This is a genomic window from Clostridium sp. LS (assembly GCF_002760435.1).
Lineage (GTDB): Bacteria > Bacillota > Clostridia > Clostridiales > Clostridiaceae > Clostridium.
Genome location: NZ_AUUU01000092.1, coordinates 1 through 18,232, shown reverse-complemented (window position 1 = coordinate 18,232; position 18,232 = coordinate 1). Strand labels below are relative to the sequence as shown.

Here is an 18,232-nt window from a genome sequence, read left to right as displayed (position 1 = left end):
CATCCACCTGAAGTATTTTTTATTACTTTGTGATAAAGAATATGTGCAACAAATAAGACTACTACAACCGTTACTACTACTTCAATGACCATTATTCACACCTCCAATTATAATATTTAAAATACTTAATTTCATAATTCATTAAATTTCTACAAAAATATTAACTTCTTATCTATTTATTATAGCAATAACATATGTAGAAGATATGAAGAATTATATTAAATATATAAAATCTCCATTCCACTTTTAACTATTTATTTGATATTAAATAAATACGTAATCGCCAATCTTTTCTCCTGAAATTATACTCTTATTATCAATATTGCTTGTAAGCATTATAGTATTAATTATTGATTTTAGCTTGGTTTAACGCATCATTCACTGCCATTATAATTCCATTACTTGTCATTGTAGCTCCTGAAACTGTATCCACATTAGTAGATTGTGCATCTATAATTTCTTTAGTAATTATACCGAAAGCTTCTTTTCCTTTTGGCTCATTATCAGCTTCAAATTCTATACTGCTAATTTTATCATTATTTATTGTAACAGAAACTATTAATCCAGGATTCTTACCTTGTCCAACTCCTGTATACGTGCCATTTTTATATTTATTTTGTCCATTGTAATTAATTTCTGCTTGACTTAATGCATCATCTACTGCCATCAGAATTCCATTGCTTGTCATTGTAGCTCCTGAAACCACATCTACATCAGTAGATTGTTCATCTATAATTTCTTTTGGAATTATCTTTAAAGCTTCCTCTCCATTTGGTTCATTAGCTGATAGGACATCAATATTGCTGACTTTTCCATTGCTAACTGTAACTGTAACTGAAACTTTTAAGTTAGGATTCTTACCTTCTCCAACTCCTGTGTACGTTCCATCTTTATATTCCTCTTGATTACTATCTTCACTAACTGTTGCCGCACTAGTAACTTCTGCTTGGCTTAACGCATCCCTTACAGCCATCTTAATTCCACCGCTTGTCATTGTGGCTCCTGAAATTACATCTACATTAGCGGATTGTGCATCTACGATTTCCTTTGGAATTATCTTTAAAGCTTCCTTTCCATCTGGTTCATTAGCAGATAGAATTTTAACACTGCTAATCTTTCCATTACTTACTGTAACTGAAACTTTTAAGTCAGCATTCTCACCTGCACCAATTCCTACATAAGTGCCATCTTTATATTTCTTTTGTTCTGGCTTGTTAATATCCGAGCTACTAGTAGCTGTATTATTTGCTGAATTTTTAATCGTTGCATCATTTATAATACTACCTAAAGCATTTACGCCTGTAAAAGCAGCAATTGTTATTGCACTAGGAAGTAGTGGATTAACATTCTCCCCTAAAATATTTAGTTGTGCATTTTTTCTTGAACAAACATCTATACACTTAAAGCAATTTATACATTCTCCACTGCTTACCTTATTCATTTGATAAAGCTTTATTCCCATTGAACAATTATTTGTACATATTCTACAAGGTCCACATTTATCTCTAAACTTCTTTATTTTCAAAATCCTAGCCTTAGATAAAATTACAAGAATTGCTCCAAGAGGACAAAGATATCTACAAAAAAATCTTTCTATAAAAACTGCTCCAACTGCTATAATTACTAATAAAATAAATCCACCAGTATGTATCGTCATGGCACCAGAAATATTATAAACTTGAGCAAAAGTATCCCAAGGACTATAACTATCAAATGATTTACTACCATTTGTCCAAATAGCCACTATTATAAATATTAAAATTACATACTTTAGATATTTTAATATAGAATCTACTTTTTCTCTTACTTTAAACTTTGTTCTAAATACTTTCTTTGATATTATGTAGATAAAATCATTCATAGCTCCAAATGTACAAAGCCATCCGCAAAAAAATCTCCCTAATACTATTGTTATAATAAAAATTATAACCATTGCTAATAATTCAGGCCAAATTGAAATTATACCTGGGTTTCCTTTAATGGCCATTGAATAAGCCTTTTTTAGTTGATTAAAAATTAACGTAAATAATTCAGGCATGGAAATTAAAAACATAATCTGTGAAACTACTCTTAATGCTTGTAATTTTGATATCCTTTTTAACATTTTATATCTCCATTCCCCCAATCGTTTCTTAATAAAGCTCTTGTTCTTTTTATATGTCATCTTTATACGTAAATTCTTTATTCATTATTTTGAACTTATACATTAAACTATTTATTTAATTACTGAATAAATCTATAATATATTATAAATATTCTGAAGAATATTAGAATATTTATTCTAAACCATATTACCATATATATTCTTCAGAATATGCACCAAAAAGGCGGTTTTAACTATATTGTTATGAAAATATTAAAAACTATTTAACTCTTCTTGCAGTAATGTAATCTGGCCTATCTACTGATGATATTTTTATCACATCACCTGTTCTTGGCGAATGAATATATGTATTATTCCCTACATACATTCCCATGTGAGTAGGATCCCCATTCTTACCAAAGAAGACAAGGTCTCCTGGCTGCAGTTCATCTCTTGAGACTCCATATCCATCATTTATTTGGTCATACGTTGTTCTTCCTAGGCTTATCCCAAAATGAGCGTATACATATTGGGTATATCCAGAGCAATCAAACCCTGTAGAAGGACTTGTCCCTCCCCAAAGATACGGAGTTCCCAAGAAATTTGAGGCATATGCTATTATGTTATTGTCAGAAACTGAAGCAGTTGATGCCCCTCTTGAAGGGCTATACTTAGGTGCTTCACTTCTTATTTTCTTAACTTGAGCCATAGATGCATCTACCACTGCTTGAGATTCATCTACCTTTGATGCATATAGTTTTTCTTGAACTTTAGCATCTTCAATAAGTTTTTTCTGATCTGCTATGCTGCTATTTAAGTTAGTTAATTTATTTTCATTTTCACTCTTCAATGCAATTAAATCATTATACTTTACATCAAGAGATGCTTTTTTACTTTCAACTTCCGCTTTGGTATCGTTCAAATCGCTTATTACTTTTTTGTCCATACCTATTATTTTTCTAATTGCATCAGCTCTTGATATTAAATCACTAAAACTTTCTGATTCTAGTAAAATCTTAAGATAGCTGGATTGACCATTTATATACATTGCTCTTACTCTTTGATCCAATGCATCTTGCTTATCTTTTACATCTTTTTCAACTTGAGTTATTTGTTTCTTTGTGGTTTGGATATCGTTTTCTGTTGAAGTTATAGTCTTCTTATTTGCATCAATTTTCATCATATAATCTTCAATTTGATTATCTAGCTCTTCAATACTTGCTTCAAGTTCATGCCTTTTGTCTTGTGCTTCCTTTAATGAATTTTTATTTTGTTCCAATTGAGTTTGTGCTTGAGATGTTGGAACAGCAAATGCCGAGACTTGAGTAACCATCACTAATGCTGTTGCAAACATAACCGTTTTAATTGTTTTTTTCACTTATATCGCTCCCTTATTTATAGAGTATATTCTCTTTTATTTATAGAGTAATACTTGTCCCTCTTTTGTAAAGTCACTCCAATAATACACTAAAATTGTGTAGAAATTATGTAGATTCATATATAGGGATATATTTCCACAGAAAAACACATAATTTCTACATAAAAATAAAGTATAATTCTATTGATTTATTTATCAAATAAATTACTGATAAATATGACTATCTAATAAAATTTTGCTATATGCTACATGGAGGATAATTAATGATTAAATTTGTAGATGTTACTAAAGTATATGACAATAACACGTTAGCTCTTAAAAATATTAATTTAACTATAAAAAAAGGTGATTTTGCTTTTTTAGTAGGCTCAAGTGGTGCGGGTAAATCAACAATTATTAAAATGCTTTTTAAAGAAATTGAGCCGACACATGGTAATCTAATTTTAAATGATACTGATGTAACCAATCTGAAGAAAAATCAAATACCATTTTACAGGAGAAAGATAGGCGTAATATTTCAAGATTTTAAACTAATTCCAACTCTCAGCGTCTATGAAAATGTAGCTTTTGCATTAAGGGTTATTGGTGCCAATACTAAAGATATAAGAAAGAAAGTTCCTATAGCTTTATCATTAGTGGGATTATCCGATAAATTCAAGTCATTTCCAAATCAATTATCTGGCGGAGAACAACAAAGAGTATCTATTGCTAGAGCAATAGTTAATGATCCTGCAATTCTAATTGCAGATGAACCAACAGGAAATCTTGATCCTGAAACTGCTATGGGAATAATGGATACGCTCAATAATGTTAATAAAAATGGTACTACAATACTTATGGCTACTCATGCAAAAGATATTGTTGATTCAATGAGAAAGAGAGTCATTGCTATTGAGAATGGAACAATAATAAGAGATGAAATTAGGGGGACTTACGATTATGAATAGTAATACCTTCAAATATTATATTAGCGATGCATTAAAGAGTTTAAAAAGAAATAGAACCATTAGTCTAGCATCGATTATTACTGTAACTGCTACTTTATTTATAATGGGAGTTTTCGTACTATTAATGCAAAATATAAACATAGGAATGAATAATGTTGAATCTCAGGTTCAAATACAAGTATTTTTAAATGATAAAATTACTAGTAAAGATCAAGAGAACATAGATCAAAAGTTAAGTAATATTTCCGGTATCAAAAGTGTTAAATTTGAAGATAAATCGGAAGCTTTAGAGAAGTTTAATAAACAAATTTCTGAAAATAATACTTCCTTATTGAATAATTATGATTCTTCCAATAATCCATTGCCTAATTCATACATAATAGAGCTGGAAAGTCCTGATATTTCTCAACAAGTCATAAGTTCAATTGAAAATATGCCTGGTATAGAATCCATTGGCAATGATCAGGAATTTACTAATAAAATAATTTCAATATCTAAAAACGTGAAATGGATCGGAATTTCTTTATTTATATTAATGGTATCAGTTTCTATTTTCCTTATTAGTAACACTATAAAATTAACGATTTACTCAAGACGTAGAGAAATTGGAATAATGAAGTTCGTTGGAGCAACTGATTGGTTTATAAGATGGCCACTCATTATTGAAGGTGCACTTATTGGTTTGTTTGGAGCTGTGTGTTCTAATATTTTAGTATACTATCTTTATAAAATGGTTTTTATAAAGATAAATGAAAATTTACTTTTAATAAACTTATTATCACCATCGTATATTACACAAACCCTTCAATGGCAGTTTATATTAGTAGGGATTTTAATTGGAGGCGTAGGAAGTTCCTGGTCCTTAATTAAATTCTTAAAGGTATAGATACATAAAACACATAAGAAAAATGTATTGAAAACTAATTCTTTTAGAATTCAATACACTTTTCTTATATATTGAGAGCGCAAATCTATAATTTGTTATATACCACTTACTCAACTAACGCTAATTAAATTTATTCCTATCGTAATATTAATTACCTATAGCTTATTCCATTTGGCTCACCTTCGACTTTTGTTGTCTTAATAACCTTATCTGTGCTATTGTCAATAACACTTACTGTTCCATCATACATGTTAGTAACATAAACATACTTATTATCAGGGCTAACTACTACTCCATGAGCCCCCTTACCGGTTTCTATTGTTGCAACAACTTTTTTAGTTGACATATCTATCTTTGAAACTGTATTAGATGGTTGTTTTTCAGTTCCTTGATTTGCTACAAATGCATATTTGTCATCAGGTTCAATATAAACTTGAGCTGGTCCTTTTCCTACAGGTACCTTCTCAACTTTATCTGTAGCTAAATCGATTATTGCCAGCTCATTTTCACCATTTACTGTTGCAGCTAAAGTCTTACCATCACTTGTTATTCCTGTTGTAACAGGTATATTTCCGACCTTAATTTTCTTAACTTCTTTATTATTTCCAATATCTACAACACTTATAGTATCTTCACCCATATTGGCTACATAAGCAAATTTACTATCTTTTGAAATACGGAATCCATGAGGACCTTTACCAACTGTGATGGTGCTAATTACGTTATAATTTTTTGCATCAATTACAGATACGCTGTTATCTTCATTGTTGGTTACAAGTACATATTTTCCGTCCTCTGTAAATACTACGTGAGCTGGATGTTTGCCTGCTTCAACTTTTTTAATAAGTTTTCCTGTATCTGTATCATAAAACACTGCGAACCCATTCATATTCATATCCATATTTTTATCTTTAGATTGATTTTCAGTCATTTTTGCTGCTAATGTATAGGCAACCACTTTTCCATCAGGTGAAACCTGTACATTATGAGGAGATCCTTCTGCATCTTTAATTGTATCTACAACTTCATTAGTTGTAGCATCTATTTTTGAAATACTTCCACTCTCATTAGCGGTATAATAAAAGTGAGTTCCATCTACTACGCCTTTTTGAGACTCAGTTTGATTTTGATTTGATTCTGGTGTTGTATTTTTTTTCGCTGTATTGCTACAAGCTGTAAGTGTCATTGTTAATACTGCAAAAGCCGCCATAATCTTTATGTATTTTCTTTTTATCATTTTTTTCATCCTTTCGTATGTGTAGTTTTTTTATCTTTATTATAAAGATTTATTATGTAGAAAATATGAATATAATAATTTTATAATAATAATTATCAAAAGATATGTCTTATTAATTTTTGTATTAAAACTTAATTTTCTACTAAAAATAATTTATATTAATGTATTTCCATATCACTACATTTTAGTTATATCTTAATATGCTTATACAGATATTAAGATAATATATTTTCTTCTAAAATCATAAAAAGTATTCTTTGCATTATAAATCCGCTTAATAATCAAGCACCTAAAGGGTATGCAATTATATACTGCATACCCTTTATATTTTTATAAATTATATTATTTATATTTTAAATTGTTGTACCAAAGAATTAAGTTCCTCAGATAATTCAGCTTGCCTTTGTGCAGAACTAGCAACTTCTTGAGTTGCAATGGTTGTTTCATCGACACTATTTAGTATTCCTTCTGAGCTTTCTGCTGATTGCTGAGCGGTAGTAGATACTGTTTCTATAGCAGCACTAGTTTGCTCTATAGAATGAAGTATTTGGGTTGTACCATTTGCAATTTCTTTTGACATAGTTTTTATAAATGCTGCATCTTCCTCATATTTTTGAGCAGTTTCTAAAAATAGTTCATAATCTGGATTTACATTATTGTCAATATGCGCTAATATCTCTTGAGTGTTATTAGAAAGATTCTTAAAAGCATTATTTACTTGAGTTATAACATCTTGTATACTTGAGACATTTTCTGCTGATTGTTCTGCAAGCTTACGTATTTCATCTGCTACTACCGCAAACCCTTTTCCCATCTCACCAGCTCTTGCTGACTCAATAGCTGCATTTAAAGCTAAAAGATTTGTTTGAGATGCAATATCTGCTATAGAATCGGCCATCACCTTAATTTTTTCAACGACTTTTCCTTCTTCTATTGCTTTCAATATATTTACTTGCTTCTCTTTATATATTTTCTTTGAAAGATCTATTGATTTTAACCCTTTATCTTTTATTTCTGTGGCACGAACCTGAATCTCATTAGAAGCTTTGTCACAATCCTTTGCCTTGTTTGATAGTTCAATTGAATTTGAAGTTATTTCCTCAATTGATGCATTTACTTCCTGTGATGTTGCACTCAATTCTTCTGTACCAGCTGATATTTCCTTTGTAGCTTCATTAATACTATTCATTTTTGAAGAAATTCCTTCTATTGTAGAATAAATTTCTTCACTTGATGCATTTATATTGTTAGAGTTTGAGATTATTGTAGAAATAAGTTTTCGAGTGTTTTCAGCTGCTTTATTTAAAGCATTTGATATTTTTCCTATTTCGTCATTTGATGAGAAATCTATTCTTTTGGTTAAATCTCCACTACCCATAGCATTTGCAAATGCTAAAACCTTGTTTATCTGTTTTGATATTGATGTTGATATCAAAATTCCAAGTAATATTGCAAATATGAAACCAAATATTACTATACCAAGCATTAAATTAAATGAACTTTTAAATATTGAATTATTCGTATTATTTGCATTTTCAGCTTCTTGTAAGTTTGATTCAATTATTTTGTTAATACTATCAAAAGTTTTATCTCTCGCCTCTGTAACCATTTGAAAAGACATTTGAGCTTCGTCATATTTATTTTGATCTATTAAATCCATAAAATCTTTACGAGCCATCATATATTCTTCATGAAGCTTTATGAAATTTTCTAATAAATCTTTTTCTTCTCCTGTTTCACCTGCATTTTTAAATTCTTCCGATATTTTCATATCTTCATCTGTTAATTTTTCTATTTCACTTTCAATTGCCTGCTTTTTTGCTACATCTTTTGTTGTTAAAAGCGATAATAAATCTGAATGTATCTGTAAAAAGTTTGCCTTTAACTCTTCAATTGTTTTCAAATGTATTAAATTATCTTCATACATGGAAGTTGAATTTACATTTATTTTTTTTATTTCTGATATTCCCTTAAATCCAATAATGCCCATAAGAAATGCAATTAATAAGAATCCAAATATAAGCTTGTGTGCAAGTTTTAAATTTTTAAATATTTTCATACATGTTCCTCCCCAGTTTATATGTTATATCCTAATGGAATAAGCACATTATTTTATTTTCGCAAACTTTTCTTAAATATTAACTTTTAACAATTCAAATAATACCATTTTATTATGAAGAATTTATAAAGATTATCCCAATTCATAACAATATATTCAATTCCTTATCCCTTAATTTTACTCTATTATAATATAATAAATTTTACACTATGTAAATTTAACTTTTTTTAATTGAAGAATAGATTTTATAAATCTCACAAAAAAGGAAGCTAAAAATTTAATAGCTTCCTTTTTTGCGAGATTATAATCATGCAATTTAATTTCATTCTATTTTTCTGCAAAAATTAATTTCCGAATCTCTCCTTCTTATAAATTTTTATTTTTTGAACTACAACAATCTTTTTTGCTGTTATTCGTATTATTATCAGAATGATGAGAATGACCTCCACAACATCCTAAACCCAATTTGTGCATTGCAAGCATTACACCTACAAATACTAATATTGATACTATTGTTCCCATATTCATCGCTCCCTTTTGTTTTTCTTATAGTAATTATATAAAATGCCTATAAAGATTTTATGTAGGAATTCCAAATTTATAGGAACATTTAAAGTAAAATTTAATGATAATAGTTATCAAAAACACATAAAATCTTCACATCTTTTTTATATAATGAATCTAATTATGATAATTATTATGTAAAGGAGGTTTTATTATTTCTTATTTTACATTGAGGCTTTATGAAATATTAGGAATACTAAATAGTTTTTTAAGTGATCCTATAATGAATTTTTCAAGAAGCTCAACTATTCCTTTTTTAGGTGTTTTTTTGATTGGAATCCTTGGCTCAACTGCACCTTGTCAACTTACAACTAATCTTGGTGCTATAGGATTTCTTACAAAAGAGAGCACAAACAGCAAAAAACTTTTGCAAAATACCTTGTGGTATACCTTAGGTAAGCTAACAATATTCCTATTTTACGGAATATTGATAATATTATTCAAATTTAATATACAAAGCTCATCCATACATTTGTTTAGTTTATTTCGAAAGCTTATGGGGCCTTCCATAGTAATTATTGGCTTTTATATATTAGGAGTTTTCAATTTAAAAGGATCTATTGGAAATTCTCTTATAGCTAATGTTGAAAATTTCACTCACAAATTTAGAATATTTAATTCATCTTTTATAATGGGTTTGATATTTTCACTAGCTTTTTGTCCAACTTTATTTTGGCTATTCTTTGGAATTATTGTTCCTTTGAGCTTTAAGTCTTATTTAGGTATCATTTATCCTCCAATTTTTGCGCTAGGTACTTTGATGCCAATGATGTTAATGCTATTACTAATATTTATAGGAAAAATCAACTTAAAGTTAAACATAAAACGTTACAAAAAGATTCAAAAAATTATTAGACTTTTTGGTGGGCTTCTACTTATAATTTTGGGGCTTATCGATAGTTTAATATACTGGTTTAACTAGTATTAATTTAGTATTTTATTCTGAATTTGAGGTGATTTAATTTTGAAAGATATATCAATTTTATTAGCTTTTTCAGCAGGTTTATTATCCTTTTTATCCCCTTGTGTTCTTCCACTTGTACCTGCTTATATAAGCTATTTAACCGGTTCTTCTATAGAAGAATTGAAAGCTGGCAAAACCAAATTTTTTACTTTATATAAATCTTTTGGGTTTGTGCTAGGGTTTTCCATTGTTTTTATTCTAATGGGAGTTTCAATAACTTCTCTTGGTAAATTATTAATTACTCATAAAGATCTATTTAGAAAAATTGGAGGAACTCTTATTATTGTTTTCGGGTTACATGCTATTGGAGTCTTTAAAATAAAATTATTTTATCATGAAAAAAGATTTTTATTCTTTGATAAGATTAAAGGTCCATTTAGTTCAATAATCATGGGAATAGCCTTTGCTGCAGGCTGGACACCCTGTATAGGACCTATATTATCATCAATACTTATCTATGCTGCAAACATGGATTCTATAGGAAGAGGAATTTTACTTCTAGTAATGTATTCCATTGGACTTGCTGTTCCATTTATACTCACTGCTTTGGCCATAGACGGCTTTTCTGAACAGTTTAAAAAGTTCTCAAAATATTTACCTATAGTATCAATAGCAAGTGGCATTTTAATGATAATAATGGGTATTATGATTTTTACAAATAAATTAGCCATATTAAGTCAATATTCAAGTTTTATTAATTTTTAACATAAGGAGAGAATATATATGAAAAAATCACTAATTGCTATACTTTTAGCCGCATTTCTTATTGGTGTTTCAGTTTTTACTATTAATAGTTTTAATTCATCGGACTCTAATACTGACTCATCTGTAAATAACACAAGTAATAAAAGTACTACTTCTAAAAATAATACTTCTACTCAGACTGCAGATGCGAATCCTAGCGCCATTAAAACCAAAGCTATTGATTTCAAATTGAAAGATTTAAATGGCCAAGAACTATCTTTAAGTGATTTAAAAGGTAAAAAAGTATTTCTTAATTTTTGGGCAACTTGGTGTCCTCCATGTAAAGCCGAGATGCCTGAAATAGAAAAATTATATCAAGAAACAAAAGACAGTGATTTAGTTATAGTTGCTGTAGAAATAGGCGAACCTTTAGATACTGTCAAACCATTTATTGAGAATAATAAGTATAATTTTAAGGTACTATTAGATCCTGATCAGAGTGTTGCAACAAAATATAATATAACATCAATTCCTACCTCATATTTTATTGATACAGAAGGAAATATAGTTTCTAAACACGTTGGCGGCATGAATATTGATCAAATGAAAGCCTATATTAAAACTTTAGATAAATAACTAGCTTTAGTAAAAAAATGAATTAGAAATCCCTGATATGAGATTATTCTAATTCATTTTTCGCTTAATCATCTTTTTTCTTTGTAATTGTAAATTTCACAAATATTAGTCCAATAAATGTTATGACTAGTCTTATCCAATTGTCATAAATGTTAATTATGTCATAACTAACAAGTGCCTCTAAAGCTATAGATGGAGCCTTTCCAATCAATGTTGCAACAGTGAATATTGTACTATTAACATTACTTATTGAAGCTGCAAGTGTTATAACTCCTGATGGTATAAATGGAATTATTCTTCCTTGAAATATTAGTAAACCTGCCTCTTTTCCATCACTTTTAACTATCTTAGAAATCAATCTATTTCTATCTGTGAATTTTTCAATCTTTCTTTTAAAACCTAATCTATAGATAGTAAAAGTGATATATGCTCCTATTGTTTCACCTAATAGAGATATTAAAAAACCATTAATAGGACCAAAGAAAACTATATTCGCTCCTGTTATAAATACTGATGGTAATATACCAACCAGCGAAATACCTATACTTATTATTAGACTTATAGGTATTGCCATAGAACTATTATTTTTCAAAATCTCCAATACATCATTTACATTAAACATGGATTTTTCCTTTATTAATATTCTAACTTAAAATCTTAATTTTCCAATATTTTGTATCATGTACTATCTTGGTTACTATTTGTTATTCTATAATATCTTATAATTAATTCAAATATAATGCCAATATAAAAGACTCAAGTTTTATCTTCTACAAGCACTTGAGCCTTTTACAAATTTTAGTTTTAATTATTTATATCATTTAAACTTCTTCAATTCCTAAAACATCATATCCTGCATCTTCAATAGCTTCTTTTATTGCATCATCAGTAATATCTCCAACTTCAGCAATAGCATTTCCTTCTTCTAGATTTACTTTTATATCAGTTGCCTTGATTTCATCAAGTGCCTCGTAAACATGATTCACACAATGTCCACAGCTCATACCTTCAATTAGTATTTTCTTTTTCATTTCTATTTCTCCTTTCAAATTTCAAGTTTATCTTAATGGCTTCAAAGCCTTTTAAGCAATTTATTGTAATGTTTTTTAAGCCAAAGGCTTAAATGCCTTTAGTCTAAGAGCATTTAATAATACAGACACTGAGCTTAAACTCATAGCTAGTGCTGCAATCATTGGATTTAATAATGGACCACCAAAAGCATATAATATTCCCATAGCTACTGGTATTCCTAGAGTATTATATCCAAAAGCCCAAAATAAATTTTGCTTTATATTTCCTATAGTTTTCTTACTTAATTGAATTGCTGTAGGAACATCCATCAAGTCACTTCTCATTAAAACTATATCAGCAGATTCAATGGCTACGTCTGTTCCTGAACCAATTGCAATACCCATATCTGCCTGAGCTAATGCAGGAGCATCATTTATTCCATCCCCAACCATTGCAACAACTTTACCTTTATCTTGAAGACTTTTTACTTCTTTAGCTTTATCATTTGGCAAAACTTCAGAAATAACTACATCTATTCCTACTTCCTTGGCAATAGCATCTGCAGTTCTTCTATTATCACCAGTTAACATTGCAACTTCTATACCCATTGAATGCAATTTTTCTATTGCTTTTTTGCTGCTTTCTTTAACAGTATCTGCTACGGCAATTATTCCTTCCAATTGGTTATTAATAACAACATACATTGGTGTCTTTCCTTCAGATGCTAATCTATTTGATTCCTCTTCTAGTATCTCAAGCCCTATTTCTTTATCAATCATTAATCTTCTGTTACCTAGTAAAATATTCTTATCATCTATATTAACTTCAATTCCTTTTCCTAAAATAGCTTTAAAATTCTTTGTATGTTTAAATTCTATTTTTCTTTCTTCAGCAGATTTTACAATTGCTTCTCCTAATGGATGCTCAGATCCTTTTTCTCCGCTGGCAGCAATTTGAAGCAATTCATTTTCTGATAAGTTTCTTGATATTATATCTGTAACCTTTGGTTTTCCTTCAGTAATAGTTCCTGTTTTATCAAATACAATTGTTTTAACCTTATGAGCAGTTTCTAAAGCTTCACCACTTTTGATAAGTACACCATTTTCTGCACCTTTACCTGTTCCAACCATAATTGCTGTTGGTGTAGCTAATCCCAATGCACAAGGACACGCTATTACTAAAACAGCAATGAAGATAGTTAATGCAAATGTAGGTGACTGTCCAAGAACATACCAAGTGATTGAAGCTATTAATGCTAATCCTATAACCACAGGAACAAAATAACCAGAGATTATGTCAGCCATCTTAGCTATAGGTGCTTTTGATCCTTGTGCTTCCTCAACTAACTTAATTATTTGAGATAATGCAGTATCTTTTCCAACTTTTTTAGCGACATATTTTATTGATCCATTTTTGTTTATACTTGCACCAATTACTTTTGATCCTACAGCCTTTTCCACTGGTATACTCTCTCCAGTAAGCATTGATTCATCTATTGAAGTCATTCCTTCTATTACTTCACCATCAACGGGGAGCTTTTCGCCTGGTTTAACAAAAATTATATCTCCTACTTCAACATCATCTATTGGAATTACAACTTCCCTGTCATCTTTAATAACAGTGGCTGTCTTTGGCACTAGTCCCATAAGCTTTTTTATAGCTTCTGACGTTTTACCTTTTGTTACCGATTCTAAATACTTACCTAATGTTATTAATGTTAAAATGGTAGCTGCTGATTCAAAATACAAATCATATACATAATTTACATTTCCCATAAAAATCTGATATATAGCAAAAATACCATATAAAAATGCTGCCCATGAACCTATTGAAATTAATGAATCCATATTTGGACTTCTCATGATTAGAGATTTAAAACCAACTTGAAAAAATTTCTTTCCTGCTAACATTACAGGAACCACCAAAACAACTTGAATTATTCCATAATTAATAGGATTTGTCATTGGATCTATAAATTCTGGTAACATATAACCTAACATATGCCCCATTGTAATAGCTAATAATGGAACTGTAAATATCACTGAAACTACAAATCTTCTCCACAAATTCTTTATTTCTTTTTCTTTTCTTTCTTTATCCTTATCAACAGTTGTTTCGGTTTCACTAGCTTTATATCCAGCCTTCACTACTGCTTTTTTTATATCAGAAATTGTTAGAGTAGAAGGTTCAAAGGATACAGAAAGTTTCTCTGTTGCAAGATTAACATTCGCCTCAACCACTCCATCTAATTTTCTTACGGCTCTTTCAACAGCTTTTGAACATGCTGCACAGGTCATTCCCTCAATCTTTAAAGTAGCATTTGTAGCTTCACTTAGCGCTTTATATCCTGCTTTTTCAATAGCTGCTTTTATCTTTTCTAAATCAGACTTTCTTTCATCAAAAGTTACATTTAATTTTTCTGTAGCTATATTTACACTTACCTCAGTAACACCGTCTAATTTTTTAGTTGCTCTTTCAACTGCCTTAGCACACGCAGCACAAGTCATTCCTTCTATTTTAAGTATCTTATTAGCCAATGTATTCTTACCCCCTTCTAAAATGTATAATTATATATAGGATTCCATCTTGATAGCTAAACATATATGATTTTTATTATTGTAGAATGTCGAATATTTTCTATTTTATAAGTTTAATTCTCATTTTGGAATCCTATATTGTAGTAACTCTATATTAGCTTTTTTTTATGAAGAAAATATGAAGATGAGTTTATAAAATTAATATATATTAAAGTTTTTCCTTAAATTTTTGTATTATAACCATAAATTATTTTATAAAAACAAATTTAATAGAAAAAACCTATCTCTGAATTCACATAAAAATAAATGAGAGAGAATATATGAGTTAAATAATCTCATTTTCTCTCTTATATTTATGTTTAATCAAAAATTAATGGCAACATCCACCACCGCCGCCTTTAAATGCTCTAAAAACTAAAAAAGCAATAACAGCAATTATTAATATTGTAACAACCATTTTTCTCATCCTTTCTTTAATTTTAATTGAAAATAATTCTCATTATAAACTAAAATTATGTAGATATTATGAAGATAATGATTATTATTTAAAACTTATATCCACCTGATTATTTTCATATACGCAAAAAACGCTATCATTAAATTTGATAGCGTTTTTCAATTACACATTATGATTCTATACTCAAATATATATTACTATTATTGGGTTACTATAATGTTCTACATATTCATCATATTTCTACATTCGTTTGCGCATTGACGACATACATCAGCACATGTTTGGCAATGTTGTTCAGTGAACATACTACATTCTGTTGCACATTTATCACATATTGTAGCACATGTATTACAAATATCTTTCATATTTTCGCTACTTCTTGACATAAAGCAAACTGAAGAAACACAAATTTCAGAACAATCTTGAAGTGTTTTTATACAATTCATTCTTTGCTTAACATCATCTTCATGCAAACATAAATTTAAACATTCTTGACATATTTGTAAACATTTAGTGCAAGAATCAATGCAAGATTGCATTGGATTTCCTCCTAATATTAATGAATCTACTTGTCTAATCATTGTTGATTGCATAATTAATTCCTCCTAAAATAATAGTTTCATTATCTTAAATATCCTTAATTATTATTTGTAAGAGGACAATTATTATGCTAGTAATAAATACTAATCACTCACTTTCTAATTTTCCATTTCTTTTGCTTTTTTAATTGCATCATAAGCATTTATAAGCCCATACCCTGAAAATTGATCTCTACCTTGATATATAATATCCGTAGCAGTACTATCTATAATATCTTCTATTTGACTTGGAGATAATTGAGGATTTTCAGCTTTAAGCATTGCTGCAATTCCTGATACCACAGGTGCTGCCATGCTTGTCCCATCCCAAGCTTCATAACCACCTGGAACTGTACTTAATATTTGTACTCCAGGTGCTGCAACCTTTATAGAATTACCATAATCAGAGAAATAAGCTTTTCTATAATTATAATCCATTGCAGCTACTGTAAATGCACCATCACCAGCCGGACTAAAATTATCACTATTTTCATCATCATTACCTGCAGCAGCTACTACAAATACACCCTTACTCTTTGCATACTCTATTGCCTTTGCAATTAATTCGCTCTTTGCTTGTACTCCAAGACTAAGATTAATTATATCTGCTCCGCTATCTACTGCATATATAATTCCCTTAACTATATTGATTGTGTCTCCATACCCACTTTCATCTAATACCTTTACCGGAAGAATCTTTACATCTAAATTTCCTGTTATACCTACCAATCCAATTCCATTATTTGCTTGTGCTGAAATTATGCCTGATATATGAGTTCCATGTCCATTATCATCCATTGTGTCGTAATTATTATCTACAAAATTATAGCCATCTTCTATATCTACTCTATTTCTCAAATCTGGGTGAGTATAATCTATTCCCGTATCTAAAACTGCTACTTTAACTTCCCTTTTTTGATTTATTAAAGGCCATGCTTTATCAGCTTGTGTATAAGGAATATACCATTCATATTTATATCCCGGATCATTTTCATTGGCATTATTATTTTGATTTATATCCTCTAATTTAAAATCTTCATTTACAGTAGTTCTATCTATTGGTTTAATTATTTCTATATTTTTAGGTTCTTCATTTCCTTGGTTTTCTTCAGAATTCCGAATTTCATCTATAAGATCTGATTCTTGAATATTGTGTAATACTATTATATAACTTCCGTTATATAATTTAATAATCCCAATATGTTTAAGCCACTCCTTTGAATTAGAAACTGCTGCTGCTTGTACCAAGTTGCTGCTAATGTTAGATTTATTGGCATATGAAGACTCAATTATATTATTTTTTACATCTTTATTAATTGATAAGGAACTTAATGCAAATATTATTGATGTAATTAATATTCCTATCTTAAATTTTTTCATAATATAACCTCCTTGAACTATATCATTTGATACTACAAAGCACTTAATACTTAAATAATTCAAACTAAATTTATTATAATAATTTTGTAATGCCTATCCTATATAGCGATTATGCATATTATTGGGATTTGCTATACTAATTATTATAACTTTTGAAAATTTAAAAGATGACTTCTATACATTACAGAAGTCATCTCGAAGTAATATTATAATTTATACTTGAAAATCAATGATCCTTCCTAAATTATTATCAACAGCATTGTTACTATTATCATTTTTAGAAACTGATGATTCAGTTGAATTTCCGTGCATTCCTGGCATGTTACAATTTGCCTTCATTTGATCTTTCCCAGCAACTTCATTCATTTTAGACATATCCTGACCCATTTGAGCATTGTTGTAGTTTACTTGTAAATTTGACATTGCTAAATTGTTACTTATTGCATTCATAATTATTCCTCCTGATTACTTATATGTTATATTTGTAATATACATCAAAATTGTGAAGATATTATGTAGACTTATTTAGTCACTGACAGATTTATAAGAATAATTATTTTTATAGAAAAAAGAAGTTAATAGTAACACACGTTATTAATTAACTTCTTCTTAACAATCTTCTTATTTTATTATAAAAGCAATTTTCTTAAACTATTATTCTATTTTGTTTTGGTTTTCATTCACTTCTTTCTTTCCACTACAACAATTTCCATGCTTACTATCCTTAAACATCATCCCCATCATAAGCACCATCATTATAGGACATATGAAGGGAGCTATTCCACCTATTGCTACTTTAAATCCTGTTCCAATATTTATAAAAGAAAGTGC

At 29.1% G+C, this 18,232-nt stretch carries 16 protein-coding genes; 5 read left to right on the top strand and 11 right to left on the bottom strand.

The genetic code is table 11. The features are described 5' to 3' along the window. Nucleotides 1-343 precede the first annotated feature (343 nt). Both COL3_RS19115 and COL3_RS19110 read right to left on the bottom strand, forming a co-directional pair. Nucleotides 344-2,104 (bottom strand): FMN-binding protein, encoded by a 1,761-nt coding sequence (locus COL3_RS19115; RefSeq protein ID WP_008427075.1) that lies wholly within the window; start codon nucleotides 2,102-2,104, stop codon nucleotides 344-346. Nucleotides 2,105-2,363: 259 nt separating this feature from the next. Beyond that, nucleotides 2,364-3,461 carry a C40 family peptidase gene (locus COL3_RS19110; RefSeq protein WP_008427073.1) on the bottom strand — a complete coding sequence of 366 codons (1,098 nt, stop codon included), beginning with the start codon at nucleotides 3,459-3,461 and terminating at the stop codon, nucleotides 2,364-2,366. A 263-nt stretch (nucleotides 3,462-3,724) separates the two neighbouring features. On the opposite strand from COL3_RS19110, the gene ftsE reads away from it, so the two are divergent. Beyond that, nucleotides 3,725-4,408, top strand: coding sequence for a cell division ATP-binding protein FtsE (gene ftsE, locus COL3_RS19105; protein ID WP_008427071.1), 684 nt, complete (start codon nucleotides 3,725-3,727; stop codon nucleotides 4,406-4,408). Next, the gene (gene ftsX / locus COL3_RS19100; RefSeq protein ID WP_008427068.1) at nucleotides 4,401-5,294 is read left to right on the top strand and encodes a permease-like cell division protein FtsX; all 894 of its coding nucleotides are present in this window, start codon (nucleotides 4,401-4,403) and stop codon (nucleotides 5,292-5,294) included. The genes ftsE and ftsX overlap by 8 nt, the downstream gene beginning before the upstream one ends. A gap of 151 nt (nucleotides 5,295-5,445) precedes the next feature. Here the strand turns inward: ftsX and COL3_RS19095 are convergent, their stop codons facing one another. The 3 genes from COL3_RS19095 to COL3_RS28880 all read right to left on the bottom strand — a co-directional run bounded on the left by COL3_RS19095 (nucleotide 5,446) and on the right by COL3_RS28880 (nucleotide 9,112). Continuing rightward, nucleotides 5,446-6,531, bottom strand: a complete 1,086-nt coding sequence (locus COL3_RS19095) for a YncE family protein (protein WP_008427066.1) — start codon at nucleotides 6,529-6,531, stop codon at nucleotides 5,446-5,448. Nucleotides 6,532-6,877: 346 nt separating this feature from the next. Further along, nucleotides 6,878-8,590, bottom strand: a complete 1,713-nt coding sequence (locus COL3_RS19090; RefSeq protein ID WP_008427064.1) for a methyl-accepting chemotaxis protein — start codon at nucleotides 8,588-8,590, stop codon at nucleotides 6,878-6,880. Between the two features lie 366 nt (nucleotides 8,591-8,956). Continuing rightward, on the bottom strand, nucleotides 8,957-9,112 hold the full coding sequence (locus COL3_RS28880) for a hypothetical protein (RefSeq protein ID WP_008427063.1): 156 nt from the start codon (nucleotides 9,110-9,112) through the stop codon (nucleotides 8,957-8,959). A gap of 265 nt (nucleotides 9,113-9,377) precedes the next feature. On the opposite strand from COL3_RS28880, the gene COL3_RS19085 reads away from it, so the two are divergent. Genes COL3_RS19085 through COL3_RS19075 form a run of 3 tightly spaced genes read left to right on the top strand, consistent with a single transcriptional unit; the run spans nucleotide 9,378 to nucleotide 11,438 of the window. Next, the gene (locus tag COL3_RS19085; protein WP_008427061.1) at nucleotides 9,378-10,076 is read left to right on the top strand and encodes a sulfite exporter TauE/SafE family protein; all 699 of its coding nucleotides are present in this window, start codon (nucleotides 9,378-9,380) and stop codon (nucleotides 10,074-10,076) included. Nucleotides 10,077-10,118: 42 nt separating this feature from the next. Continuing rightward, nucleotides 10,119-10,823, top strand: a complete 705-nt coding sequence (locus COL3_RS19080) for a cytochrome c biogenesis protein CcdA (RefSeq protein WP_008427058.1) — start codon at nucleotides 10,119-10,121, stop codon at nucleotides 10,821-10,823. Nucleotides 10,824-10,841: 18 nt separating this feature from the next. Then, nucleotides 10,842-11,438, top strand: coding sequence for a TlpA disulfide reductase family protein (locus COL3_RS19075; RefSeq protein ID WP_008427055.1), 597 nt, complete (start codon nucleotides 10,842-10,844; stop codon nucleotides 11,436-11,438). Nucleotides 11,439-11,502: 64 nt separating this feature from the next. Here COL3_RS19075 and COL3_RS19070 read toward each other — a convergent pair whose 3' ends face one another. From COL3_RS19070 to COL3_RS19045, 6 genes are all read right to left on the bottom strand, one after another. Next, the gene (locus tag COL3_RS19070; RefSeq protein WP_008427053.1) at nucleotides 11,503-12,060 is read right to left on the bottom strand and encodes a VTT domain-containing protein; all 558 of its coding nucleotides are present in this window, start codon (nucleotides 12,058-12,060) and stop codon (nucleotides 11,503-11,505) included. Between the two features lie 199 nt (nucleotides 12,061-12,259). Next, nucleotides 12,260-12,469 (bottom strand): cation transporter, encoded by a 210-nt coding sequence (locus COL3_RS19065; protein WP_008427051.1) that lies wholly within the window; start codon nucleotides 12,467-12,469, stop codon nucleotides 12,260-12,262. A 75-nt stretch (nucleotides 12,470-12,544) separates the two neighbouring features. Further along, on the bottom strand, nucleotides 12,545-14,986 hold the full coding sequence (locus COL3_RS19060) for a heavy metal translocating P-type ATPase (RefSeq protein WP_008427050.1): 2,442 nt from the start codon (nucleotides 14,984-14,986) through the stop codon (nucleotides 12,545-12,547). Nucleotides 14,987-15,664: 678 nt separating this feature from the next. After that, the gene (locus COL3_RS19055; RefSeq protein WP_008427048.1) at nucleotides 15,665-16,036 is read right to left on the bottom strand and encodes a four-helix bundle copper-binding protein; all 372 of its coding nucleotides are present in this window, start codon (nucleotides 16,034-16,036) and stop codon (nucleotides 15,665-15,667) included. Between the two features lie 105 nt (nucleotides 16,037-16,141). Further along, nucleotides 16,142-17,401 carry a S8 family peptidase gene (locus COL3_RS19050; protein WP_008427046.1) on the bottom strand — a complete coding sequence of 420 codons (1,260 nt, stop codon included), beginning with the start codon at nucleotides 17,399-17,401 and terminating at the stop codon, nucleotides 16,142-16,144. A 213-nt stretch (nucleotides 17,402-17,614) separates the two neighbouring features. Then, nucleotides 17,615-17,851 carry a hypothetical protein gene (locus COL3_RS19045; RefSeq protein ID WP_008427044.1) on the bottom strand — a complete coding sequence of 79 codons (237 nt, stop codon included), beginning with the start codon at nucleotides 17,849-17,851 and terminating at the stop codon, nucleotides 17,615-17,617. Between the last annotated feature and the right edge of the window lie 381 nt (nucleotides 17,852-18,232).